At 68.0% G+C, this 22543-nt stretch carries 18 protein-coding genes; 8 read left to right on the forward strand and 10 right to left on the reverse strand.

Features of this window, described 5'->3' with window-relative positions; genetic code table 11:
- Positions 1–21: 21 nt before the first annotated feature.
- The 8 genes from BLR05_RS02555 to BLR05_RS02590 form a co-directional block, all read right to left on the reverse strand.
- Positions 22–825, reverse strand: coding sequence for a CheR family methyltransferase (locus BLR05_RS02555; RefSeq protein WP_092832120.1), 804 nt, complete (start codon positions 823–825; stop codon positions 22–24).
- A 10-nt stretch (positions 826–835) separates the two neighbouring features.
- Positions 836–2095 carry an EAL domain-containing response regulator gene (locus BLR05_RS02560; RefSeq protein WP_092832121.1) on the reverse strand — a complete coding sequence of 420 codons (1260 nt, stop codon included), beginning with the start codon at positions 2093–2095 and terminating at the stop codon, positions 836–838.
- A 30-nt stretch (positions 2096–2125) separates the two neighbouring features.
- Positions 2126–2662 carry a chemotaxis protein CheW gene (locus tag BLR05_RS02565; protein WP_092832174.1) on the reverse strand — a complete coding sequence of 179 codons (537 nt, stop codon included), beginning with the start codon at positions 2660–2662 and terminating at the stop codon, positions 2126–2128.
- A gap of 20 nt (positions 2663–2682) precedes the next feature.
- Positions 2683–4335 (reverse strand): methyl-accepting chemotaxis protein, encoded by a 1653-nt coding sequence (locus BLR05_RS02570; protein WP_092832122.1) that lies wholly within the window; start codon positions 4333–4335, stop codon positions 2683–2685.
- Between the two features lie 130 nt (positions 4336–4465).
- Positions 4466–6646 carry a chemotaxis protein CheA gene (locus tag BLR05_RS02575; protein WP_092832123.1) on the reverse strand — a complete coding sequence of 727 codons (2181 nt, stop codon included), beginning with the start codon at positions 6644–6646 and terminating at the stop codon, positions 4466–4468.
- Entirely contained in the window at positions 6643–6960 is a 318-nt protein-coding gene (locus BLR05_RS02580) for an STAS domain-containing protein (protein ID WP_092832124.1), read from the reverse strand. Before BLR05_RS02580 ends, BLR05_RS02575 begins: the two co-directional genes overlap by 4 nt.
- A complete protein-coding gene (locus BLR05_RS02585; RefSeq protein ID WP_092832125.1) occupies positions 6957–7325 on the reverse strand; it encodes a response regulator in 369 nt (122 codons plus the stop codon). The genes BLR05_RS02580 and BLR05_RS02585 overlap by 4 nt, the downstream gene beginning before the upstream one ends.
- A 12-nt stretch (positions 7326–7337) precedes the next feature.
- Positions 7338–8498, reverse strand: a complete 1161-nt coding sequence (locus BLR05_RS02590; protein WP_092832126.1) for a methyl-accepting chemotaxis protein — start codon at positions 8496–8498, stop codon at positions 7338–7340.
- A gap of 214 nt (positions 8499–8712) precedes the next feature.
- On the opposite strand from BLR05_RS02590, the gene BLR05_RS02595 reads away from it, so the two are divergent.
- The 3 genes from BLR05_RS02595 (at position 8713) to BLR05_RS02605 (ending at position 11672) form a co-directional block, all read left to right on the forward strand.
- The gene (locus BLR05_RS02595; protein ID WP_092832127.1) at positions 8713–9795 is read left to right on the forward strand and encodes an AraC family transcriptional regulator; all 1083 of its coding nucleotides are present in this window, start codon (positions 8713–8715) and stop codon (positions 9793–9795) included.
- Between the two features lie 18 nt (positions 9796–9813).
- On the forward strand, positions 9814–10290 hold the full coding sequence (locus tag BLR05_RS02600; protein WP_092832128.1) for a GNAT family N-acetyltransferase: 477 nt from the start codon (positions 9814–9816) through the stop codon (positions 10288–10290).
- A gap of 383 nt (positions 10291–10673) precedes the next feature.
- Entirely contained in the window at positions 10674–11672 is a 999-nt protein-coding gene (locus BLR05_RS02605) for an alpha/beta hydrolase (RefSeq protein WP_092832129.1), read from the forward strand.
- Positions 11673–11757: 85 nt separating this feature from the next.
- On the opposite strand, the gene BLR05_RS25640 is transcribed toward BLR05_RS02605, so the two are convergent.
- On the reverse strand, positions 11758–12246 hold the full coding sequence (locus tag BLR05_RS25640; RefSeq protein WP_143015847.1) for a DUF2726 domain-containing protein: 489 nt from the start codon (positions 12244–12246) through the stop codon (positions 11758–11760).
- 474 nt (positions 12247–12720) lie between these two features.
- Between BLR05_RS25640 and BLR05_RS02615 the strand changes: the two genes are divergently transcribed.
- From BLR05_RS02615 to BLR05_RS02635, 5 genes are all read left to right on the forward strand, one after another.
- Positions 12721–14898: a hydantoinase/oxoprolinase family protein gene (locus BLR05_RS02615; RefSeq protein WP_092832131.1), complete on the forward strand. Its 2178-nt coding sequence runs from the start codon at positions 12721–12723 to the stop codon at positions 14896–14898.
- Entirely contained in the window at positions 14895–16598 is a 1704-nt protein-coding gene (locus BLR05_RS02620; RefSeq protein ID WP_092832132.1) for a hydantoinase B/oxoprolinase family protein, read from the forward strand. The genes BLR05_RS02615 and BLR05_RS02620 overlap by 4 nt, the downstream gene beginning before the upstream one ends.
- Entirely contained in the window at positions 16595–18250 is a 1656-nt protein-coding gene (locus BLR05_RS02625; RefSeq protein WP_092832133.1) for a hydantoinase B/oxoprolinase family protein, read from the forward strand. Before BLR05_RS02620 ends, BLR05_RS02625 begins: the two co-directional genes overlap by 4 nt.
- 91 nt (positions 18251–18341) lie before the next feature.
- Positions 18342–19934, forward strand: a complete 1593-nt coding sequence (locus BLR05_RS02630; protein WP_092832134.1) for an ABC transporter substrate-binding protein — start codon at positions 18342–18344, stop codon at positions 19932–19934.
- Positions 19935–19941: 7 nt separating this feature from the next.
- Positions 19942–20784, forward strand: coding sequence for an NADPH-dependent oxidoreductase (locus tag BLR05_RS02635; RefSeq protein ID WP_092832135.1), 843 nt, complete (start codon positions 19942–19944; stop codon positions 20782–20784).
- A 16-nt stretch (positions 20785–20800) separates the two neighbouring features.
- Here the strand turns inward: BLR05_RS02635 and BLR05_RS02640 are convergent, their stop codons facing one another.
- Complete coding sequence (locus BLR05_RS02640) at positions 20801–22537, reverse strand: ABC transporter ATP-binding protein (RefSeq protein ID WP_092832136.1); 1737 nt, start codon at positions 22535–22537, stop codon at positions 20801–20803.
- Positions 22538–22543: the final 6 nt, after the last annotated feature.

A 22543-nucleotide genomic window follows, 5' to 3' on the forward strand; every position in this document is an offset into this window, starting at 1 on the left:
CGGCACGTGCGGCTCCGGGCATCATGGCTTGCGATAAACCGAGGGCGCGATCTGCACCATGGCGGAGTCGATGCCGTGCAGGCTCTCCGAATGGCCGATGTAGAGATACCCGCCCGGCCGGATGAACGAGATCACGCGGGCCACCACGTCGCGCTTGGTTTCGCCGTTGAAGTAGATCATCACGTTGCGCAGGAACACGACGTCGAAGCTGCCCAGGTCGGGGAGCTTTGTGTTCAGGTTGGCGTGGAGGAAGCGGACCTTCTGGCGCAACTCGCGCGCCACCAGCAGCGTTCCTGCCTGCGGCCCCTGGCCCTTCAGGCAGAACCGCCGCAGGTAGGGCTGGGGGATCTGGCGGGCGCGCTGCTCCGGATAGTGGCCGGTGCGGGCCTTGTCCAGCATGCGCGTGCTGATGTCGGTGCCTACCACCTCGAAGGACTGGCCGCCGCGGCAGTCCGCCAGGACCATGGCGATGCTGTAGGCCTCTTCGCCGCTGGAACTGGCGGCGCTCCACACGCGGAACGGCGAGGTGGCGCCGGGCTGCTGCGCGGCGCTGCGCAGCAGATCGAAATGCCGCGATTCGCGGAAGAAATAGGTTTCGTTGGTGGTGAGCAGATCGACCGCCATCTGCACTTCGGCGGGATCCTGGCCGCTTTGCAGCAGTGCGAAGTATTCCGCGTACCCCGCCATCTGCGTCGCGTGCAGGCGCTTGGCCAGGCGTCCGCAGACGAGGGCTTTCTTCGCCGGGGACAGTGTGATGCCGGCCGCGTCGAAGATGAAGCGCTGGAAGTGCCCGAACTCGAGATCGGAGATGGTTCTGGATGGCATGGGGTGGTGGTCAGGGAAGCCGCAGATCGTCCAGGCGCGTTCGGTGGGAGCGGTTCCAGGCGGGCAGGTCTTCCCCGGGCATCGCCCTGGAGATCAGCCATCCCTGGGCGCTGGTGCAGCCGAAGTCCTGGAGCAGCCGCCAGTCCTCCAGGTGTTCCACACCCTCGGCCACCGTGGAGAGGTTGAGCCGGCGCGCCAGGTCCAGCGCCGACTCGAGGATCACGCGCAGGCTCTTGCGGCGGTGGGCGCCGTGGACGAACGAGCGGTCTATCTTGAGCTCGGTGAAGGGAATGCGCGACAGCTGCTGCAGCGAGGAAAACCCGGTGCCGTAGTCGTCGATGGACAAACCGAACCCCTTGAGCCGCAGGCGCACCAGCGCCGCGTGCGCGGCGCTGCAGGTCTCCACCATCGACCCTTCGGTCACTTCCAGCATCAGCTGCGAGGGCGCCAGGCCGTACCGCAGCTGCCGCGCGCATATCTCGTTCACGATGTCCGGAGAGGCCAGCAGTTGCGGAGACAAGTTGATGGCCAGCGTGAGCCGCATGCCGCGCGATTGCCAGGCGGCGCACTGCAGGAAGCTGCGCTCCATCATGGACAGCGTCAGCGCGTGGATGAGTCCCACGCGTTCGGCCAGCGGAATGAATTCGTCCGGCGGCACCATGCCCAGGACCGGATGGTTCCAGCGCGCCAGGGCCTCCACCCCGCGGAGCATGCCGGTCCGGGTGTCCGCTTTCGGCTGGAAGTGGGGCGTGATGCCTCCCTCCCGGATGGCCTGATCGAGCATGGCTGCGTCGATCGGCATGCGGGGCGCACGGCGCCGCTCGGGGAGGGGCGCCGACGGCGACAGGACTTGCTCGAGGACCGACTGCAGATCGCCGCTTTTCAGCGGCTTGTGCAGCCCGCGCACGACCGACGTGCCCAGCGACTGGACCGAGTCCAGCAGGGCGTCCCCGTGTCCCGACAGCAGGACGATGGGGATGCGCAGGCCCTGCTGCTGCAGGGCTTCGATGAGTTCGATGCCGTCCATCTCGGGCATCTCCAGATCCACGATGGCCAGGCTGGGCTGCGGGACCATCGCCGCGATCATCTCCAGGGCCTGGCGGCCATCGCAGGCCTCCAGCACCTGTGCGATGCCCAGGTGGTGGCAGAGCTGCACGGCATGCTGCCGCTGCGTCCGGCTGTCATCGACGATGAGGACCGAACAGGCGGCCGCAGGTGGCGACCCCCGGGGTGCGGCCGCGCTCGGCGGGAACAGGTCAGGTGCGGTCATTCCGTGGCGGGCGGTCGGGCGGCGGGAGTCTCAACGGGGCTCGGCCGTGTCCGCCGGCAGCAGGGCCAGCCCAGCCAGGGCCTGCGTGGAGAAGGCCCGGTCCAGGTTCAGCAGGACCACCAGGCGGTCGCGCACCTTGCCCATGCCCTGGATGAAGTCCGCCTGGATGCGGGCACCGAAGGGGGGCGGCGGCTCGATGTCGGCAGGGGCGATGTCGATGACTTCGTTGACGGCATCCACCACGACGCCGATCACCTGCCGCTCCTGGTCCGCGCCGACCTCGACGATTACGATGCAGGTGCGCTTGCCCACGGCCGCGGGCTCGCCGCCGAAGTGCGCCTGCAGGTCGATGACGGGAACCACGGCGCCCCGGAGGTTGATGACGCCGCGCACGGAGCGCGGCATCATCGGCACCGTGGTCGGATCGCCATACTCGATGATCTCTTTGATGGCAAGGATGCCGATGGCGAACATCTCGCGCCCGAGCTGGAACGTGAGGTACTGCGCCGCATCAGCGGCGGCCCCGTCGGAGGGGTCCGTGGCGGGGGAATGCTTGGCGTTGGGCATGCGGGCGTCCTGGGCAGCCATCAATAGCGGGTGAATTGGGATTCGTCGATCCCGTCCGCACCCGCGGCGCCCGCGAAGGCGAGGCTGGGGCCGGGCCTGCGGGACTGCGCGGGTTTTCTCGCCGCAGCGTTCCGGAGCGCACCGGAGGGCGCCCTGGCCGGCACGCTGCCCGCCAGCTTGAAGAAGCCCATGGTCTGCTGCAGCTGCTCCGCCTGGCTGCTCATTTCCTCGGCGGTGGCGGCGAGTTCCTCGGAGCTCGATGCGTTCTGCTGCGTGGTCTGGCTGAGCTGGCCGACGGCGGCATTGATCTGGCCGACGCCCGACGACTGTTCCTCGCTCGCGGCGGTGATCTCCTGCACGAGGTCGGAGGTCTTGCGGATGCTGGGCACCATCTCGCCCAGCAGGGTGCCGGCGCGCTCGGCCAGTTCGACGCTGGAGCTGGCCACGTCGCCGATTTCCTGGGCGGCGACCTGGCTGCGCTCGGCGAGCTTGCGCACCTCGGCCGCGACGACCGCGAAGCCCTTGCCGTGCTCGCCGGCGCGTGCGGCCTCGATGGCGGCGTTCAGGGCCAGCAGGTTGGTCTGGTAGGCGATGTCGTCGATGATGTTGATCTTCTGGGCGATCTGCTTCATGGCCGCGACGGTGGCCTTGACGGCTTCGCCGCCCTCGGTGGCCTCGGAGGCGGCCTTGGTGGCCATGCTGTCGGTGAGCTTGGCGTTCTCGGTGTTCTGTGAGATGGAGGCGGTCATCTGCTCGAGCGACGCGCTGGTCTCCTCCACGCCGGCGGCCTGCTCGCTGGCGGCCTGGCTGAGCGACTGCGCCGTGGCGCTCACCTCTTCGGACGCACCCGCCAGGGATTCCGCGCCGCTGTTGACGTCGGTCACCACGCGCGAGAGCTTGTCCACCATGTTCTTCATCGCGGCCAGCACGCTGGTGGTGTCCCCGCTGCGCGTGGCCACCTGGATCGTCAAATCGCCGTTGGACACGCTGTTGGCGATTTCGGCCACGTAGACAGGCTCGCCTCCCAGTTGCTTGATGAGGTTGCGCGCGATCAGGATGCCGATCAGAGTCACCAGGACCAGGGTAGTGGCAGCCACCGCCATGGAACTCATGAAAGCGGATTGCCTGGTGGCGTCCGCGCGGGCTGCCCCTTCCTTGGAGAGCTTTTCGTTGTAGGCCTGGATATCGCCTACCGCTTTCCACAACTGATCCACCTTGGCCAGTTCCTTTTCGTTCAGCGTTATTGCTTCTTCACCTTTGTTAGCCAAACCCAACTCTTCAAGACGGCTACGCAGTCCCTGATAATTTGCCCACGAGGACTTGACTTCCGCCAACAGCGCACGGTCCGTGTCGTCGCTGATATTGTTGGCTTCGTATTTTTTCAGCGACGCATCGACCTTTGGCAACTGCTCCTTGATGGCAGCGCTGTAGCGCTTCATTCGATCGACATCGGTATCCGCGACAGTTTTCCAAGTCTCCAGTTGAGCGTTCATCATGGCATTGCTGAACTCCGCGATGTTGACCAGCGAAGGCACGCTGTTTTCCGTCGCGTAGCTGGCAGCCTTGAAGACCTGCCCCATTTGGACGAAGCTTGATCCCGCCAAGGTGAGGATCCCGGCCAAGGCGAGCAAGATCAGAACCAGGAATTTCTGGGTGACCGTGAGTTTGTTCATGAGAACTCCTTAAAACATCGTTGGAATAGGTTGCTCAAGTGCCTTTTGGGGCTGTTTTACAAAGGTGAGCGCGTTCATCAGTGACGTGGGCGGCATCGATCAGCAACAGGTGGCCGGGTAAAAGCCGTCATTACGGCGCGGCGGCCACGGTGTCGGAGACGGGGCGCTGGGCGGCCATGGCCTTCGCGGCGAGCGCCGGAATGTCCAGGATCAGCGCCACCTCGCCGGTGCCCAGGATGCTGGAGCCGCTGATGCCCTGGAGGTGGGCGAACATCTGCGCCAGCGGCTTGATCACCGCCTGGGCCTCGCCCAGCAGGCGGTCCACGATCAGGCCGAAACGCTGCGAGCCTTCCCGCACCACCACGATGCTCTGGCGGGAACCGGCCGGGTCCGGCACGTGGAAGAGTGCGCGCAGCCGGATGAACGGCAGCACGCGCCCGCGCAGCTCGGTGTAATCGTGGCCGCTGTCTTCGCGGAACTCGATGCATTCCTCGATGGCCTCGAGCGGCAGCACGAAGACCGAACGCCCCACGGCGACCTGGAAGCCGTTGATGATGGCCAGCGTCAGCGGCAGCCGCACGGTGGTCTTCGTGCCCAGGCCCGGGCGGCTGTCGAGGGACACCGTGCCCCGCAGCGCGGCGATGTTGCGCTTGACCACGTCCATGCCGACGCCCCGGCCCGAAAGGTTCGTGACCTGGTCGGCCGTCGAGAAGCCGGGCTCGAAGATCAGGTTGTAGATGTCTTCGTCCGCCAGCGCCTTGCCCGCATCGACCAGGCCGCGCTCGACGGCCTTGGCCAGGATGCGGTCGCGCGACAGGCCGCCGCCGTCGTCGCCCACCTCGATCACGATGCTTCCCGAGTCGTGGTAGGCGTTGAGCGACACGGTTCCCCATGCGGGCTTGCCGCGCTCGATGCGCAGGGCGACCGGCTCGATGCCGTGGTCCATGCTGTTGCGCACCAGGTGCGTCAGCGGGTCGGCGATCTTCTCGACCACGGTCTTGTCCAGTTCGGTGTCTTCGCCGCGCACCTGCAGCACGATGTCCTTGCCAATCTCGCGCGAGACGTCGTGCACCATGCGCTGGAACCGGTTGAACGTCGCGCCGATGCGGACCATGCGCAGCTGCAGTGCGCTGTCGCGGATCTCCTGCACCAGGCCGTTGAGCGTGGAATGCGACTCCTGCAGGGCCGCGTTCTGCACGTGGCGGCCCGCCTGCGTGGCCGTGGCCGTGGCCGTGATGAGCTCTCCCACCAGGTCCACGAGGCGGTCGAGCTTTTCTGCATCGACCCGCACGGACTGGTGCTCGGCGGAGCGGCTTTCCTTGATCTGCTTCTGGCGCACCAGAGCGGCTTCCACGATCGGCTGCTGCACGCGGCGCTGCTCCACCAGCAACTGGCCGAGAGGTTCGCTCGCGCCGTGGTGCTGCAGCTGCAGCGCTTCGTCGAGCTCCCGGCGCGTCAGGCTGCCGCAGTGCACGAGGATCTCGCCCAGGCGCAGGGAGGCATCCTGCCCGTGCGGCCCCATGGTGCCGATCAGGTCGATGTAGCGGGAGATCTCGCTGTCCGGCGGAAGGATGTGCACCACGCAGTCGTCGAGCACGAACTCGAAGGCACCTTCGATGTCGGCCTTGCTGGCGCTGCTGCGCAGCGCGATCTCGAAGCCGAGGTAGCAGGACTCCGCATCCATGTCCGTCAGCGCGGGCAGATCGTCGGGCAGCGTGGCGATGCCCGTGATCGTTCCGAGCTTGTTGAGGTAGCGCAGGAACGACAGGGGATCCATGCCGTTGCGCAGCACGTCCCGGCCGAAGCGCAGGGAGATGTGCCAGTGGTCCGGCGCGCGGCCTCCGGTCGCGGCCGGTGCCGGGGGCGCGAGGCCTTCTGCCGGGCGGGCGGGCTGCTCGGTGCGCGGCGCGGCGCCGGCATTCTCCAGCAGCCGGTTCAGGCCATCCAGCAGCGGCTGCGCATCGGCCTGCAACTGCTCGTCGGCCTGGGTGTGGCCGGCCGCCGCGGCCGCCACGAGGCGGCCGGTGTGGTCGCCGCAGGCGAGCAGCAGCGACACGACCGATTCGTCGAGGGCGATGGCGCCGTCGCGCACCTTGTCCAGCACGCTCTCGGCGACGTGGGTGAAATCCACGATGAAGTCCAGGCCGAACAGGCCCGCGGATCCCTTGATGGTGTGCGCCGCACGGAAGATCGCGTTCACCGAGTCGGACGGGTCCTCCTCCTGCAGCACCCCCAGGAGGGCCTGCTCCATGTCCTCCAGCAACTCGCCGCTCTCGGCGATGAAGGCCTGCAATGCCTGTTCCATGTTCATGAAGCGTCTCCCTCGGGCGGTGTGCCGGCGGCGAGGGTCTCGCCGAAGAATGCGGACAGGTCAAACAGCGCGAAGACGTCCGACACCGGCGCATTGCAGCCGGTGAAGCGCAGCCACTGGCCCCTGGCCTGCGCATCGCGGCGGGCTGCCATGAGCAACTGCACGCCTGCGCTGTCGATCTCGGTCACGCCCGCGAGGTCGATCTCCAGCCCGTCGGGGCTGTCGGAGAGGGCTGCAAGCAGGCCCGTGCGCGTTTCCGCAGCCCGGTAGATGGTGAGCTCGCCGTCGAGCGCCAGCGTGGTGATGGAGGTCATGGCAGCACCAGCTTTTCCACGGCCGACAGCAGGGTGGGCGGCTGGAACGGCTTGGTCACCCAGGCCTTGGCGCCGGCCATCTGGCCCTCGCGCTTCTTCGCCTCCTGGCTCTCCGTGGTAAGCATGATCACGGGGGTGAAGCGGTAGGCCGGCATGGCTTTCACGCTCTTGAGGAAGGTGATGCCGTCCATGTTCGGCATGTTCACGTCGCTGATGATCAGGTGCACCTTCTGGCCGGTGAGCCGGCGCAGCGCGTCGATGCCGTCGCAGCCTTCGATGACGTCGTAGCCCGCGCCCCTGAGTGCGATGCCCACGACCGACCGCACGGAAGCGGAGTCATCCACGATCAGAATGGTCTTTGCCATAAAGAAGGTCCTTCAGAAAAATGTGATCTCTTCGTGCTGCGCAGGCGCGGGCGCAGGAGCGCCTGCCTTCGCCGAGCCGGCGCGGTGCACGGAACGCTCGCTCGCCATCGCATAGGTGGCCTCGAGTTCCTGCAGCAGTTCGCCGGCATCCAGGGGACGCAGCGCACCCTCGCTGGCGCACTGGGCGTGGTGGCTCTGGACGACCGCGGGCATGCGGCCGATGTTGTCGCGCACGTGGCTGAGCACCTGGCTGACCCGGTCCTGGAACTGCAGTTGCACCAGCGAGTCGTTCACTTCCAGCTGGATCTGGCGGCTCTCCTGGCGCAGCAGGTCCGCCGACTGCGCCAGGTGGTCCGTCAGGTGCCGGAACTGTTCCAGCACCTGGCCGATGCGGCTCTCGGAATCCGCCATGACGCGGTGCTCCTGGTTCTGGGACAGCTGTGCCGCGGCACGGGTTTCGTTGATCGCCGAATGGATGGCATTGATGGCCGCGATGATCCGGCGCCCGGTGTCCCCGGACATCTGCGACAGCGAGCGGACTTCCTGCGCCACTTGCGCGAAGCCGCGGCCGCGCTCCCCTGCGTGGGCCGCTTCGATGGTCGCGTTGATCGCCAGCAGGTTGGTCTGCTGGGCGATGCGGGAGACCGCTTCGGCCATGTCCTGCAGCTCTCCCACGAAGCGTTGCAGGTCTTCGATCTTGGCCAGCATCTGTGCCTTGCCCTGCATGGCGTCCCGCAACGATCCGACAAGCTCCTGCAGTTGCGCCTGGCTGCGGGCGTACACGGCTTCCGCATCCCCCGGGCCCGCGCCGTCGCGCGCCGACTGGTCCAGCGTGCGCGACAGCTGCTGCACGATGTTGGCGAACCGGGCGCTGAGCTGCGCGATCGCGTCTTCCATCTGGCCGCGCGACGATTCGATCTGCCCGGACCAGACGGGGGCCATGGCTGCGCTGAAGGCCTCGAACTCCGCGAGAAGCCGGAGGAGCTCATCGGGTACGGTGTGCCGGGGGCGCCAGGCAATCCAGCCTCCCAGCGCACCGCAGGCCACGAGTGCCGCGGCACATGCCATGCCCGCCAGGCTCGCGCCGGACAACCCGAGCGCCGCGACCGCACCGAGCAATCCGGTGCATGGTGCGATCAGGCTTTTCCAGGCCTTTTCCCTATCTCCGTTCATATGGCAACGCCCCCCGTGAAGGCAGCCATGGCCGGAGATATGGGCCACTGTCTGCCGATAGGACAACCTTAAATCTCAGGCTGCTCGAGCATGGGGACCGAATTGACAAGAATGCGGTACCCATTCGGCCAATTGTAGGTGTATTTGATAAATTCCGCACCTGAAAATGCTGTGTTGCAATGTTTTTTGCGGAAAGTGTGAAAATTGAGAGAACATGCAGAAAACAACATCGAAACCCGGCGCCGCCCGGAACGGGCACCACGCGGACCTCTCCCCGCTGTTCGTGCGCCTGCTGGTTTCCAGAGCCTGGACCCGCGGCCTGACTGCCGAGCGGCTGACGCGCGGGCTGGGCCTGGAGCCGCTCGCCCTGGACGCTCCCGGGCTGCAGGTGTCATACCGCCAGAGCCTGGAGGTCGCCCGCCGTTTCTGGAACGCGGTGCCGGGCGTCGAGCAGGGGCTGCGATTCGGTGGCCAGGCGAACATCGTCGCGCTGGGTGCGCTGGGGCTGGGCATGATGGCGTGCGCGAACATCCACGACATGCTGCAGTTCCTCATCGAGTTCCAGCGCGCCGGAGGCTGCCTGCTGAGCGTGTACAGCGAACGGACGGAACAGCATTTCCATGTGGTGGTGGAGCCCCGTTTCGATGATCCGGAAGTCGAACCCTTCCTGACCGTGTACACGCTGGCATCCATCACCGCCATGGTGCGGCAGGTGCTGGGCACGGAATTCCATCCCCTCTGCGTGCAGTTCGCACTGCCGCGGCCGGCGGACATATCGGAATTCGAGCAGGCCTTCGGCTGCCGGGTCGAATTCGAATCGGGTGCCCATCTGCTGAGCCTGTCGCCGCAGGCCACCGCGCTCAGGACGGCCGAGGCCGGCGTGGTGGAGCGGATGCGGGCACTGCTGCTGGAAGCCTGGCCGCCGGAGCCGGGGACGGACCTCGGCGCCGCCGTCGTGGAGATCCTCCGGCGCAGCCAGACGCTCGCGCCGCCGCTGTCGCACATCGCGGCTGCGCTGGACCTTGGCGAGCGCACCCTGCGCCGCAGGCTGGCCGAGGAAGGGCTGACCTACCGCGGCCTGGTGACGGAGGAGCGCCGCCGCCGCACGCTCACGATCGTGTGCCGATCCACCCAGTCGATGGAAGACGTGGCGGTGAAGACGGGCTACTCCAGCGCGCGCAGCCTGCGCCGCGCCGTGCAGCGCTGGACGGGCAGCGGCCCGTCGCTCGTCCGCGCGGCGGCCCGGGCGGAGTCCGGCGCCCCCGGGGCGGAGCAGGACCCTGGCGCAACGGACTGAGGGGCAATCATCGGCTCCATGACTTTTTCCGTCCGGAATGCTCTGCCCGGCGACGTCGCCGCCGTGTTCCATGTCCGCACCTCCGTCACCGAAAACGCCCTGACTCGTCCGGAGCTCGAGGCGATGGGCATCACCGAAGCCTCCGTGGCCGCGATGCTGTCCGCGGACTTGCCCTGCGCCTGGGTGGCCTGCCACGGCGGGCGGGTGGTCGGCTTCGCCATCGCGGACCTGGAGGCCGGCGCGCTGTTCGCGGCCTTCGTGCTGCCATCGCATGAAGGGCGGGGCATCGGCCGGCGGCTGGTGCAGGAGGCCGAGCAGGCCCTGTTCAGCCACCATGCGGTGGCGTGGCTGGAGACCGGGCGGGAGACCCGGGCCGCGGGGTTCTACCGCAGGTTGGGGTGGGGCGGTGCGCGGGATGTGGGGGCGGGGGATATCCGTCTGGAAAAGCAGCGGCCGGTGGGGCCGGGGCCTGTGGTGGCACTCGCAAGCGGCTGACGGGGCGCTGCGGCGCTGGACACTCGGCCATTTGCTGCTGACAAAGATGAAATCAGGGGGTATAACTTCTTCGACTTGCGGCAACGGCCCCGTTGAATTCAAAGATGACCGACGCGAGCAGGAGAGGGGGAATCATGGAAATCGGCCACCGGCTTTCTATTCTTGTCGCCGTATCTGTTCTCGTTGCGGGATGTGCCACGCAGCACCAGCCGTCGGACGCCCCTGTGGTGTCCGCTCCTCCGGCTCCCGCAGTGCCACTGCCCCCTTCAGCGCCACCGCCGCCGGTTCCCGCAACGGCTCCTCCTGCTCCTCCCTCGGCCATCGATGTGCCGAGCCTGCCACCTCTCCCCAGCACGTCGACAGGACTCGAAAAGCCTCCGGGCATGGCGGTGACGTTGTGGTACGGAACGAACCGGAAACCATCGGTTCCATTCCGGGAGTCCCATCCTTACGGATCCGAGCGTGACTCCAGGCTGAATTACGGCACGGCTGAAGTCTGGGTACCTAAAAGCCGTCCGCGCGGCTCGATGGGAAGCGAAGATCTCTTCGATCCCAGGAAAAGCACGAAAATAACCTTCGAGTTTGCCCGCGAGTTGAAGGAGACGGCCTATTGGGAGAATCTGAGGAGCAAGCTTCACAGTGCCCAGGGCAACGAAAAAGTCGTACTCGTCTTCATCCATGGATACAACACCAGTTTTGTCGAGGCGGCCCGCCGAACGGCACAGTTATGGGCAGATCTCCGGCTGACGGGCATCCCCGCATTCTTCAGCTGGCCATCCAAGGCAAGGGTTTTCTCGTACACAGTGGATGAAGCCACCGTGGACTACAGTGAAAAGTACCTACGGGAGTTCCTGACGCGACTGCGCCAGGAGGTTGGCGATACCCAGCCCATTCACCTCATCGCCCACAGCATGGGCAATCGCGCCCTGCTGCGGGTGGCGGAGACATTGCAGGGGAAGCTGCGCTTCGGACAGATCATTCTGGCCGCCCCCGATGTAGATGCGGATCTTTTCCAGGACATGGCCCAGGTCTATCCCAAGATATCGGAACGCACCACGCTGTATGTTTCCAAGGCGGACAAGCCTGTGAATTTTTCCAGGCACCTTCATGACGTGGGCCGCGTAGGGGCTCCTCCAAAATTCGCCAGGGTCCAGGGAATCGACACGGTCGAAGTCGTCGCCAAAACCGGCCTTCTGCAAATGGGTCATAGCTATTTTGCCGAATTCAACGATCTGCTCGATGACATGGAACTTCTTCTGAAGAAAAATCCGGCAACGCGCCATACCGTATTTGGCCGCCGGCTGGACAGGCGTGCGCAATGTGCGTCTGTGGGAGAGGGTGCCACGAGGGAGAGTTGCTGGCGCCTGGTCGCAGACAAGTGAATACCATCGGTGGTGTGTTCCGTGGCGTGTTTCCATGCATGGATTCAGCTATGCGGCGAATGGACGGATCTTCTGCAGACCATGTTCACGGCGCATGCATCTGCATGGTCGCAATGCTCGGGTTTTGATCGAAAACGGGCCAGCAGGTCCTGGCGACTCTCAGCTCCTGAAAGAACTTCGCTGTGTCAGCCGTGTTCCACGTCCACTGCGCGAGGTTTCTGCTGGCCACCCTCAGAAGGGGGATGCCCTTGCATCGGAACAGCATGCTTTTGCTGAAATCGTAGCCTTGGTACGGGTATTTTCCGTGGTGCGGCCCATCGATTTCCAGGCCTGCGATTATATTGCCTGCAGTATTGCATACCAGCACATCTACGGCTTTTCTGCCGATCTGACCGCGCAGGGCGGCAAGTGCGGATCGGCGGATGGCCTTGCGATTCGCCTTGAAAAGATTGCCTCCAGTCCAGTGCGGCTTGATCTTGTATGACTGCAGGAAGGCCTTGATGTCGATGGAGAATATGTCTGCGAGAGGTACGTTGGGAATGAAATGGTATTTCCGGCCCAGAACGGAATGCATGAGCGCTCTCAGCGCAGGTTCTTCGTATGGCGAGGCCGGATTCACCCTCCATGTCAAAGGGAGAGGGCATGGCGGGTGCGTCCAGTCCAATTTCACGAGGGCCGGCGTGATGTTCTCCGGCGACGCATAGCGCCTGCGCGTCATCGTTCCCAACGGATCGAAACCCATCGTTCTTCCTTGTAGTTTTCCACGAGGATATCAGGGCGGAGAAAATCCGACTGGAATTGCAAGGCGGCAATACCGGCACCGCGACCATCTGCGGAGTGAACGCGCGCTTCGTTTTCCGTGGCAATGGCCGCTGCTCAGGCGGCCTTCGCATATGCACATGCGGAAAGCGCGGTTCACGCCGGGGAAGACGTTGACTAGGCTCATGGTTCCCTGCGCGGTCGTGCAGGGGAGCGACCGGCCGTTGCCGCCCGTCGCGGATCCCCCGTTCCTTCCAACGCCGGCTGCCGCGACAGCCGCCTGCCTGCAATGTCCCTTCCTTCCCCCGTTTCCGCTTCCTCTTCGCCGCGCGCTGCGGCAACCGGTACCCGCTTGCGCCTGGCCGTCGATGTGGGCGGCACCTTTACCGATATCGTTCTGCTGCGCGGCGATGCCCGGTTCACCGCCAAGGTGCTGACCACCCCCGGTGCGCCCGAACTGGCGGTGCTGGGCGGCATCGACGAGGTCCTGCAGCAGGCCGCGCTGGGCTGGGCCGATGTGGACCTGCTGATCCTGGGCACCACGCTCGCAACGAATGCGCTGATCGAACGCAAGGGCGCACGCACTGCGCTGATCACCACGGAAGGCTTCCGGGACCTGGTGGAGATCGGCCTCGAAGACCGCTTCGCCCAGTACGACGTGTTCCTGGAAAAGCCCGCTCCCCTGGTTCCGCGCCACTGGCGCCATGGCGTCAAAGAACGCGTGGATGCCGCCGGCCAGGTGCTCACGCCGCTGGAGGAGGCCCAGGTCATCGCGCTGGCCGGGCAACTGCAGGCCGACGGCATCGAGAGCGTGGCGGTGTGCTTCCTGCACGGCTATGCCAACCCCGTGCACGAGCGCCGGGTGCGCGAGTTGCTCCTGGCCCATGCCCCCGGCCTGTGGGTGTCCCTGGCATCCGACGTGTGCCCCGAGATCCGCGAGTACGAGCGCCTGTCCACCATCAGCGCGAATGCCTATGTGCAGCCCCAGGTGGCGGGGTACCTCTCGCGCCTGCACGAGGGTGCGAAGGCGCGCGGCCTGCGCGGCGAGCCTTTCCTCATGACGTCGGGCGGAGCCATCACCACGTTGCAGACCGGCATCGACGAACCCGTGCGCCTGGTCGAGTCCGGGCCCGCAGGGGGCGCCGTGCTGGCACGCCAGGTGGCCGAGCAGATCGGCGCGTCGCGCGCCCTGTCCTTCGACATGGGGGGCACCACGGCGAAGATCTGCTTCATCGACGATTACCAGCCGCAGGTCAGCCGCAGCTTCGAGTTCGGGCGTGTGCACCGGCATCTCAAGGGCTCGGGCCTGCCGATCCGCATCCCCGTCATCGAGATGGTGGAGATCGGGGCGGGTGGCGGCTCCATCGCCCGGGTCAACCACCTGGGCGTGGTCCAGGTCGGTCCCGACAGCGCGGGGTCCAGTCCCGGCCCGGCGGCCTATGGCCTCGGCGGCGAGCAGCCGACGGTGACCGATGCGCATGCGGCACTGGGCACCGTGGACCCCGCGCGCTTCGCCGTGGGCAAGGTGCGGCTGGAGCCGCAGCGCGCACGCGACGCCCTGGTGCAGGGGCTCACAGCGCAAACTGGCCTGGAGGTGGAGGCCGCGGCCCAGGCCGTGATCGACATCGTGACCGAGAACATGGCCAATGCCGCACGCGTCCACGCCTCCGAACTGGGCAAGTCCGCCGATGAAAGCACACTGATCGCCTTCGGCGGCGCGGCCCCCTTGCACGCAGCCCTGCTGGCGCGCAAGCTCGGCATCGCGCGTCTGGTCGTCCCGGGCTCGGCCGGCGTGGGCTCGGCGCTGGGATTTCTCTGGGCGCCCGTGGCCTACCAGACGGTGCGCAGCCTGCACCAGCGCATCCTCCAGGCCGACCACGCCGCCGTCGAGGCGCTGCTGGCGGAGCTCACCGCCCATGCCGACGACGTGGTGCTGCGCGCCGCGCCGGGTGCGCGCCTTGCGCGCCAGCGCACGGTCTATATGCGTTACGCCGGCCAGGGCCACGAGATCCCGGTCGATTTGCCGGAAGGCCCGTTCGATGCCGCGGCGGCCCGGGCCCTGCATGCGCGCTTCGAGGCCCGCTACGCCGCCCTCTACGGACGCAGCCTGCCCCACATCGCGACCGAGGCCGTGAGCTGGTCCGTGGCCGTGGAGGCCGGCGGCCGCGCGGCGCCCGAGCCGGATGCCGTACCCGCCGATGTCGGCCCTGCCATTCCCCACGGCACGCGCCGTGTCTATGACGCGGATGCTGCCGCGTGGCGCGACATTGCCGTCTACGAACGCACCGGGCTGCAGCCAGGCCAGTGGCTGGCCGGCCCGGCCCTGGTGGTGGAAGACGAAACCACCACCTACGTGATCGCGGGCTTCGAGCTGCGCATCTCCCGACTGGGCGCCCTGGTGCTGACCGACACCGCGGCCCTGGCGGCGCAGGTGCAGGCCGATGCGGAAAGCGCGGTGGCCGCATGAGTGCCGCTGCCTCTTCCAGCCGCCACACCATTCGCCAGCAGCTGGTCTGGAATCGCCTGCTGGCCGTGGTCGAGGAGCAGGCCCAGGCGCTGATCCGCACGGCGTTCGGCACGCCGACGCGCGAGGCGGGGGACCTGTCGGCCGGCGTGTTCCTGCCGGACGGGCGCATGGTGGCCCAGGCCGTCACGGGTACGCCCGGCCACGTGAATTCCATGGCCGATTCGGTGCTGCACTTCCTGCGCACATTCCCTGCGGACACCATGCAGGACGGCGATGTCTTCCTCACCAACGACCCCTGGAAGGGCACGGGCCATCTCTACGACGTGGTCATGGTCACGCCCGTGTTCCACGGGGGCAGGCTGGTGGCCCTGTTCGCATCCACGGTGCATGTGGTGGACATCGGCGGCCTGGGCGCCGGCCCGGACGCGCTGGAGATCTTCCACGAAGGCCTGTTCCTGCCCATCCTGCGCTTCGTCACCCGCGGCGTGATGGAAGAGGCGGTGCTGGACATCGTGCGCGCCAATGTGCGGGAGCCCGAGCAGGTGGAGGGCGACCTCCATGCCCTGGTGGCCTGCAATGCCGTGGGCGCGCGCCGCCTGCGGCAACTGCTGCACGAGTTCGGCCTGGCCGACCTGCAGGCCCAGGGCGACTACATCATCGAGCGCAGCGCCCTGGCCATGCGCGAGGCGCTCAAGGACTGGCCCAGGGGCACCTGGCGCCACCACATGACGGTGGACGGCTACGACACGCCCGTGCAGTTGCACGCGGCCGTGACCATCAGCGACACGGAAATCCTGGTGGACTTCGCCGGCACCTCCGGCACGGTGGCGCGCGGCATCAACGTGCCCAAGGCGTACACCCATGCCTACACCTCGTTCGGCATCCGCTGCCTGGTGGGCGCCGACGTGCCCAACAACACGGGCTCCCTCGCGCCCATCCGCGTGGTCGCGCCCGAAGGGTGCATCGTCCACGCGCTGCCGCCCTGCGCCGTGGCCGCGCGTGCCGCCATCGGCCAGATGCTGCCCGATCTGGTGTTCGGCGCGCTGCGCCAGGCGCGGCCCGACCGCGTGCCGGCCGAAGGGTCCTCGTCGCTGTGGAACATCCGCCTCGCGGGCGGCCAGCCCATCGCGGGCGGACCGAACGACCAGCTCATCCGGGGGCGGCGTTTCGGCATCGTGAGCTTCACCACCGGCGGCACGGGGGCCCGGCCCGGGTGGGACGGGCTCTCCGCCACGGCCTATCCGAGCGGCGTGCGCAATGTGTCGCTGGAGATTCTGGAGACGCAGGCACCCCTGACCTTCCGGCGCAAGGAGTACCGCGCCGACTCGGGCGGTGCCGGCACCACGCGCGGCGGCCTGGGCCAGACCATCGCCATCGAGCACGCCCTGGGCGAGCCCATGGTGCTGGCCGCCACCTGGGACCGCGTGATCTACCCGCCCCGCGGGGCGCTGGGCGGTCTCGACGGCGCGCCCGGCCGTGCCTACCTGCAAAAGAGCGGCGCCGTCCTGCGCGGCAAGGGCCGCCAGCTGGTGCCCGCGGGCGAGGTGCTGGTGGTGCAGACGCCCGGCGGTGCCGGGCTCGGCGATCCGGCCGGGCGCGATCCGGCGCTGATCGAACGGGATCTGCAGGCGGGCTTCATCACCGGCGAGGCGGCCCGCGCGCAGTACGGCGTGGAACAGGCCGGCGAGGTGGCGGCATGAGCAGGGCGCAACCCACCCGCACGGCCATCCGCCACCAGCTCGCCTGGGCACGCCTGCTGTCCGTGGTCGAGGAGCAGGCGCAGACCCTGATCCGCACCGCCTTCGGCACGCCGACCCGCGAGGCGGGGGACCTGTCGGCCGGCGTGTTCCTGCCGGACGGGCGCATGGTGGCCCAGGCCGTCACGGGCACGCCCGGCCACGTGAATTCCATGGCCGAGTCGGTCCGGCATTTCCTGGCGCGTTTTCCTGCCGCCACCATGCAGGACGGCGATGTGTTCCTGACCAACGACCCGTGGAAGGGCACGGGCCACCTCTACGACATGACCATGGTCACGCCCGTGTTCCATGGCGGCAGGATGGTGGCGCTGTTCGCTGCCACGGTGCACGTGATCGACATCGGCGGCATCGGCTCCAGCCCCGACGGGCTGGAGATCTACCACGAAGGCCTGTTCCTGCCCATCCTGCGCTTCATCCGCCAGGGAGCGGTGGACCCGGCGGTGCGGGCCATCATCCATGCCAACGTGCGCGACCCGGCCCAGGTCGAAGGCGACCTTTTCGCCCTGGTGGCCTGCAACGACGTGGGCGCGCGCCGCCTGCGCTCCCTGCTGCGCGAGTTCGGCCTGGCCGATCTGGAGGCGCTGGGCGCCTATGCCATCGACCGTTCGGCCGAGGCCATGCGCGCGGCGCTGCGGCACTGGCCGCACGGCACCTGGCACCACACGCTGGTGGCCGATGGCTACGACGCGCCCATCACGCTGCAGGCCGCCGTCACCATCGACGGGAGCGGCGTGCACGTGGACTTCGCCGGCACCTCGGGCACGGTGGCGCGCGGCATCAACGTGCCCAAGGCGTACACCGATGCCTACACCTCGTTCGGCATCCGCTGCCTGATCGGCGAGGATGTGCCCAACAACGCGGGTTCGCTGGCCGCCATCCGCGTGAGCGCGCCCGCAGGCTGCATCCTCAACGCCCTGCATCCCGCGCCCGTGACGGCGCGGCACGTGGTGGGCCAGCTGCTGCCCGACGTGGTGTTCGGCGCGCTGCGCCAGGCGCGGCCCGACCGCGTGCCGGCCGAGGGAGCGTCTTCCCTGTGGAACCTGCAGCTCGTGGGCGGCGAGGCCCTTCCCGGCGCGAGTGCCGAAGACGCCGCGGCCCTGCAACGCGGCCGGCGCTTCAACATCATCAGCTTTTCCACGGGTGGCACGGGCGCGCGGCCGGGCAAGGACGGCCTGTCGGTCACGGCCTACCCCAGCGGCGTGCGCAACGTCTCGCTGGAGATCCTGGAAACCGCCGCCCCGCTGGTCTTCGAACGCAAGGAGTACCGCGCCGGCTCCGGGGGCGACGGCGCCGCGCGCGGCGGCCTGGGCCAGGTCATCGCCGTGCGCCATGCGCAGCCGGATGCGGCCCTGGTGATCGCCGCGGCCTTCGACCGCGTGCACCACCCGGCGCGCGGCGCCCTGGGCGGGCAGGACGGCGCGCCCGGCGTGCTGCGGCTGGGCTCGGGCCGGGTACTAGCCCCCAAGGGCCGCCAGGTCGTTCCGGCCGGCGACCGCCTGGTGGTGGAGACGCCCGGAGGCGGCGGCCTGGGAGACCCGGCCGCGCGCGACCCTGCCTCGCGCCAGCGGGACCGCCTTCTCGGCCTGGTGCCCTGAGAGGCCGCTCCATGCACCGAGGATGACCTCCCGATTCCGAATGCTCCGCTCTGCCGGTGTCCCTGTTTCCCTTCCTCCATCGTTCTGCTCCATGCTTCCGTTCCTGCGCCTGATTCCCCGATCCATCCTCGTCGCCGGCCTGCTGGCCGCGGGCCTTGCAGCCCACGCCGCCCCGCCGAACCACGAGGGCTCGCTCACGCTGCTGCTGCCGTCCGAACCCACGGCCCTGGTCACCGTCAGCAACGTCGCCACGCCCATCCTCAGCGTGAGTGCCAAGGTCACCGAAGGCCTGCTCAAGTACGACTACGACGTGAATCCGCAACCGCAGCTGGCGACGAAATGGGCCATCAGCCCGGACGGGCTGACCTATACCTTCACGCTGCGCCAGGGCGTGAAGTGGCATGACGGCAAGGAGTTCACCTCGGCCGACGTGGCGTACTCCATCAACCTGCTCAAGCAGATCCACCCCCGCGGGCGCAACACCTTCGCCAATGTGACGGGCGTGGACACGCCGGACAAGTACACGGCCGTGCTGCGCCTGTCCAGGCCCGCGCCATACCTGATCCGTGCGCTGGTGGCCTCCGAGACGCCCATCGTGCCCAGGCACCTGTACGACGGCACGGACGCCAAGGCCAACCCCGCCAACAACGCGCCCGTGGGCACGGGCCCGTTCAAATTCAAGGAGTGGGTGCGCGGCAGCCACATCGTCTATGAGCGCAACCCCGACTACTGGGACAAGCCCAAGCCGTTCATCGACCAGCTCATCGTGCGTTTCGTGACCGACCCGGCCGCCGCCGCCGTGGCGTTCGAGACCGGCACCGTGGACCTGGGCTACCGCACGCCCGTGCCGCAGGCCGACCTGGACCGCCTGAAGAAGGTGCCCACGCTGCGCTTCGAGACCAAGGGCAACAGCTATTCGCACAACGTGACGCGGCTGGAGTTCAACCTCGACAACGAGTACTTCAAAAACGACAAGGTGCGCCAGGCTGTCGCGCATGCGCTGGACCGCAACGTCATCGTCCGGGTGGTCAACTACGGCTACGGCCAGGTCAGCTATTCGCCCATCGCCCCCGGCCTCAAGGCGTTCCACGATCCCGCGCCGTCGCCCTATGCCTTCGACCTGAAGAAGGCCAACGCGCTGCTCGACGAAGCAGGCTACCCCAAGCGGGGTGCGAGCCGCTTCGCCGTGCCGCTGGACTTCAACCCCATCAGCGGCGACGGCCAGCGCCTGGCCGACTACATCCGCTCGGCCCTGGCACGCGTGGGCATCGCCGTGACGGTGCGGGCGCAGGATCCCAGCGCGTTCATCAAGCGCATCTACACCGACCGCGACTTCGCCTTCACCACGAACGGGGCCAGCAACCTGTTCGATCCCACGGTGGGCGTGCAGCGGCTCTACTGGAGCAAGAACTTCATCAAGGGAGTGCCTTTTTCCAACGGCACGCACTACGCCAGCACCGTGGTGGACAAACTGCTCGAAGACGCCGCCGTGGAGAACGATTCCGCGCGCCGCAGGCAGCTGTTCAAGGAGTTCCAGGACGTGGTCGCCCGCGACGTGCCGGACCTGAACCTCTACCAGCCGGCGTTCATCACCATCGCGAACCAGCGCGTGCACGACCACTCGCTGACGGCCGACGGGGTGGAATCGAACCTGGCCGACGTGTGGGTCGAACCGAAGAAGTGATCGCACCATGAGCCTGTCCACCCCCAACCCGGTTCCGGCCGAGGATCTGCTGGCATTGCGCTACGGCGAGACGCCGGCTTTCGAGATCATCGAGAACGGCGTCGTTCGTCACATCCTGCGCCACCGATCGGTGCGTGCCTTCGGGCCCCAGCCCTTGCCGCAGGGCACGCTGGAAACCCTGGTGGCGGCAGCGCAGTCGGGGTCCAGTTCGTCCAACCTGCAGGTCTGGAGCGTGGTGGCGGTGGAGGACCGCCAGCACAAGAGCGAGCTGGCCGGCTGGGCCAATCAGCAGGACTTCATCCGGCAGGCACCGCTGTTCCTTGTCTGGCTGGCCGATCTGTCGCGCGTGCGCCGGGTGGCCGACGCGCCGCCCGGTGTCGAGATCGACGGAACGGACTACCTGGAGTCTGTCATCCTCGCGTCGGTGGACACGGCCATCGCCGCGCAGAACGCGGTGCTCGCGGCCGAGTCGCTGGGCCTGGGCGCCGTGTACGTGGGCGCCATCCGCAGCCACGTCCAGGCCATCGCACAGGACCTGCAGTTGCCGCCGTATGTGTACCCGGTTTTCGGCACGGCCATCGGCTACCCTGCGCAGGACAGGGCCAGCCACGTCCGTCCGCGCCTGCCGCAGGCGGCCGTTCTGCACCGGGAGCGCTACGACGCGAGCGGCCACGAGGCCGCCGCGCAAACGTACGACCGGGCGCTGGATGCGTTCTGGAAGAAGCAGTCCATCGACCACCCCCTGTGGACGCGCCACCTCGCGCGCCGGCTGGGCAATGTGAAGCACAGTGGCGACGCCCGCTATGAACTGCGCGGCATTCTGGAAGGGCTGGGGTTCCCGCTGCGGTGAGCCGCCGCCGGCGGCGTCAGGCCGCCTTGCGCTGTTCCGCTCCGGGCACCGACCGGATCAGGCTGCGCGTGTAGGGGTGCTGCGGCCGCTCCCAGATGTCCTGGTGGCTGCCGGTCTCGACGATGCGGCCCTGGTGCATGACCATCACGCGGTCGGCGATGTAGCGCACCACGGACAGGTCGTGCGAGATGAACAGGTACGACAGGCCGAAGTCTTCCTTCAGCTCGGCCAGCAGGTTCAGTATCTGGGCCTGCACCGAGACGTCGAGCGCCGAGACGGGCTCGTCCAGCACCACCAGCGAGGGCCTGACCACCAGTGCGCGTGCGATGCCGATGCGCTGGCGCTGGCCGCCGGAAAACTCGTTCGGATAGCGGCTGGCCGCATCGCGGGGCAGGCCGACGCGCTCGAGGATGGCGGCGATGCGCCGGCGCCTTTCCTGGCGTTCGGCTACGCCGTGCACGGTCAGCACGGCATCGAGGATGTCGAACACGCTGCGGCGCGGATTGAGCGATGCGTACGGGTCCTGGAACACCATCTGCATGCGCCGCCGCCAGGGTTTGAGCGCGCGCTCGGACAGCGGCGCGATGTCGGTGCCGTCGAAGCCGATGCGCCCGGAGGCCGGCGCCACCAGCCGCAGCAGGGTGCGGGAGAGCGTGGACTTGCCGCAGCCCGATTCGCCGACCAGGCCCAGCGTTTCGCCCGCACCGATGTGAAAGCTCACGCCATCGACGGCATGCACCACGTCGCCGCCGCGCGTGAGGTAATCGGTTCGCAGGTCCTGCACGTCGAGCAGCGGGGCGGCGCCGGCGATGCGCGCGGGGGCGGCAGCGCGTGCGGCCGGCACATGCAGGGCGAAGCCGGGCTCCCCGGTCGCGGGCTCCACGCGGGTTCGGATCTCCGGCAGGCGCGCCCGCGTGTAGTGCTGCGCCTGGCCGCCATGCAGGGAGGCGCCGAGCAGGCCGCGGGTGTACGGATGGGCGGGTGCCGCGAACAGCGCGGCCGTGGGCGCTTCCTCCACCTTGCGGCCGCCGTACATCACGGCCACCCGGTCTGCCCATTGCGCGACCAGCCCCAGGTCGTGCGTGATGAGCAGCAGCGCCATGTCCAGTTCGCGCCGCAGGCCGTCCAGCAGCTCCAGGATCTGCGCCTGGATGGTCACGTCCAGCGCGGTCGTGGGCTCGTCGGCCACCAGCAGGCGGGGGCGGCAGGCCACGGCCATCGCGATCATCACGCGCTGCCGCTGCCCGCCGGAGAGCTGGTGCGGGTAGTCGTGGACGTGGCGCTGCGGATCGGGAATGCGGACCAGGTCCAGCAGCTCGACCGCCCGGCGCAGCGCCGCCGCCGCGGGCAGGCCTTCGTGCAGGCGCAGGGTCTCGGCGATCTGCGCCCCGATGGTGTGCACCGGGTTCAGCGAGGTCATCGGCTCCTGGAAAATCATCGAGATGTCGCTGCCGCGCAGGGCCCGCAGGTCGCGCGGGGGCAGCGCCAGGATGTCCCTGCCCTCGAAAAGGATCTTTCCCCGCACCTGGGCGCCGGGCGCCAGCAGGCGCAGCAGCGCCAGTGCCGTGGTGGACTTGCCACATCCCGATTCGCCCACCAGGGCCAGGGTCTCGCCACGCTGCAACGTGAGGTCCAGGCCCTGCACGGCATCCACGGGCCCTTGCGCGGCTGGAAAACGGATGCCCAGCTGGCGGATGTCCAGCAGGGGTGCATGGGCAGCGCGGGCCCCGGTGGCGTCGTCGAAAGAAGTCATGGAAGG

The organism is Paracidovorax cattleyae, assembly GCF_900104515.1.
Classification (GTDB): Bacteria; Pseudomonadota; Gammaproteobacteria; order Burkholderiales; family Burkholderiaceae_C; genus Paracidovorax; species Paracidovorax cattleyae.

Excerpts from the sequence above, each read along its gene's own strand:
- BLR05_RS02640 (WP_092832136.1), bottom strand. The coding sequence starts at position 22,537 with ATGACTTCTTTCGACGACGCCACCGGGGCCCGCGCTGCCCATGCACCC.
- BLR05_RS02595 (WP_092832127.1), top strand. The coding sequence starts at position 8,713 with ATGCAGAAAACAACATCGAAACCCGGCGCCGCCCGGAACGGGCACCAC.
- BLR05_RS02585 (WP_092832125.1), bottom strand. The coding sequence starts at position 7,325 with ATGGCAAAGACCATTCTGATCGTGGATGACTCCGCTTCCGTGCGGTCG.
- BLR05_RS02635 (WP_092832135.1), top strand. The coding sequence starts at position 19,942 with ATGAGCCTGTCCACCCCCAACCCGGTTCCGGCCGAGGATCTGCTGGCA.
- BLR05_RS02560 (WP_092832121.1), bottom strand. The coding sequence starts at position 2,095 with ATGACCGCACCTGACCTGTTCCCGCCGAGCGCGGCCGCACCCCGGGGG.
- BLR05_RS02590 (WP_092832126.1), bottom strand. The coding sequence starts at position 8,498 with ATGAACGGAGATAGGGAAAAGGCCTGGAAAAGCCTGATCGCACCATGC.
- BLR05_RS02620 (WP_092832132.1), top strand. The coding sequence starts at position 14,895 with ATGAGTGCCGCTGCCTCTTCCAGCCGCCACACCATTCGCCAGCAGCTG.
- BLR05_RS02570 (WP_092832122.1), bottom strand. The coding sequence starts at position 4,335 with ATGAACAAACTCACGGTCACCCAGAAATTCCTGGTTCTGATCTTGCTC.
- BLR05_RS02605 (WP_092832129.1), top strand. The coding sequence starts at position 10,674 with ATGGCGGTGACGTTGTGGTACGGAACGAACCGGAAACCATCGGTTCCA.
- BLR05_RS02615 (WP_092832131.1), top strand. The coding sequence starts at position 12,721 with ATGTCCCTTCCTTCCCCCGTTTCCGCTTCCTCTTCGCCGCGCGCTGCG.
- BLR05_RS25640 (WP_143015847.1), bottom strand. The coding sequence starts at position 12,246 with ATGCATTCCGTTCTGGGCCGGAAATACCATTTCATTCCCAACGTACCT.
- BLR05_RS02630 (WP_092832134.1), top strand. The coding sequence starts at position 18,342 with ATGCTTCCGTTCCTGCGCCTGATTCCCCGATCCATCCTCGTCGCCGGC.
- BLR05_RS02555 (WP_092832120.1), bottom strand. The coding sequence starts at position 825 with ATGCCATCCAGAACCATCTCCGATCTCGAGTTCGGGCACTTCCAGCGC.
- BLR05_RS02580 (WP_092832124.1), bottom strand. The coding sequence starts at position 6,960 with ATGACCTCCATCACCACGCTGGCGCTCGACGGCGAGCTCACCATCTAC.
- BLR05_RS02565 (WP_092832174.1), bottom strand. The coding sequence starts at position 2,662 with ATGCCCAACGCCAAGCATTCCCCCGCCACGGACCCCTCCGACGGGGCC.
- BLR05_RS02575 (WP_092832123.1), bottom strand. The coding sequence starts at position 6,646 with ATGAACATGGAACAGGCATTGCAGGCCTTCATCGCCGAGAGCGGCGAG.
- BLR05_RS02600 (WP_092832128.1), top strand. The coding sequence starts at position 9,814 with ATGACTTTTTCCGTCCGGAATGCTCTGCCCGGCGACGTCGCCGCCGTG.
- BLR05_RS02625 (WP_092832133.1), top strand. The coding sequence starts at position 16,595 with ATGAGCAGGGCGCAACCCACCCGCACGGCCATCCGCCACCAGCTCGCC.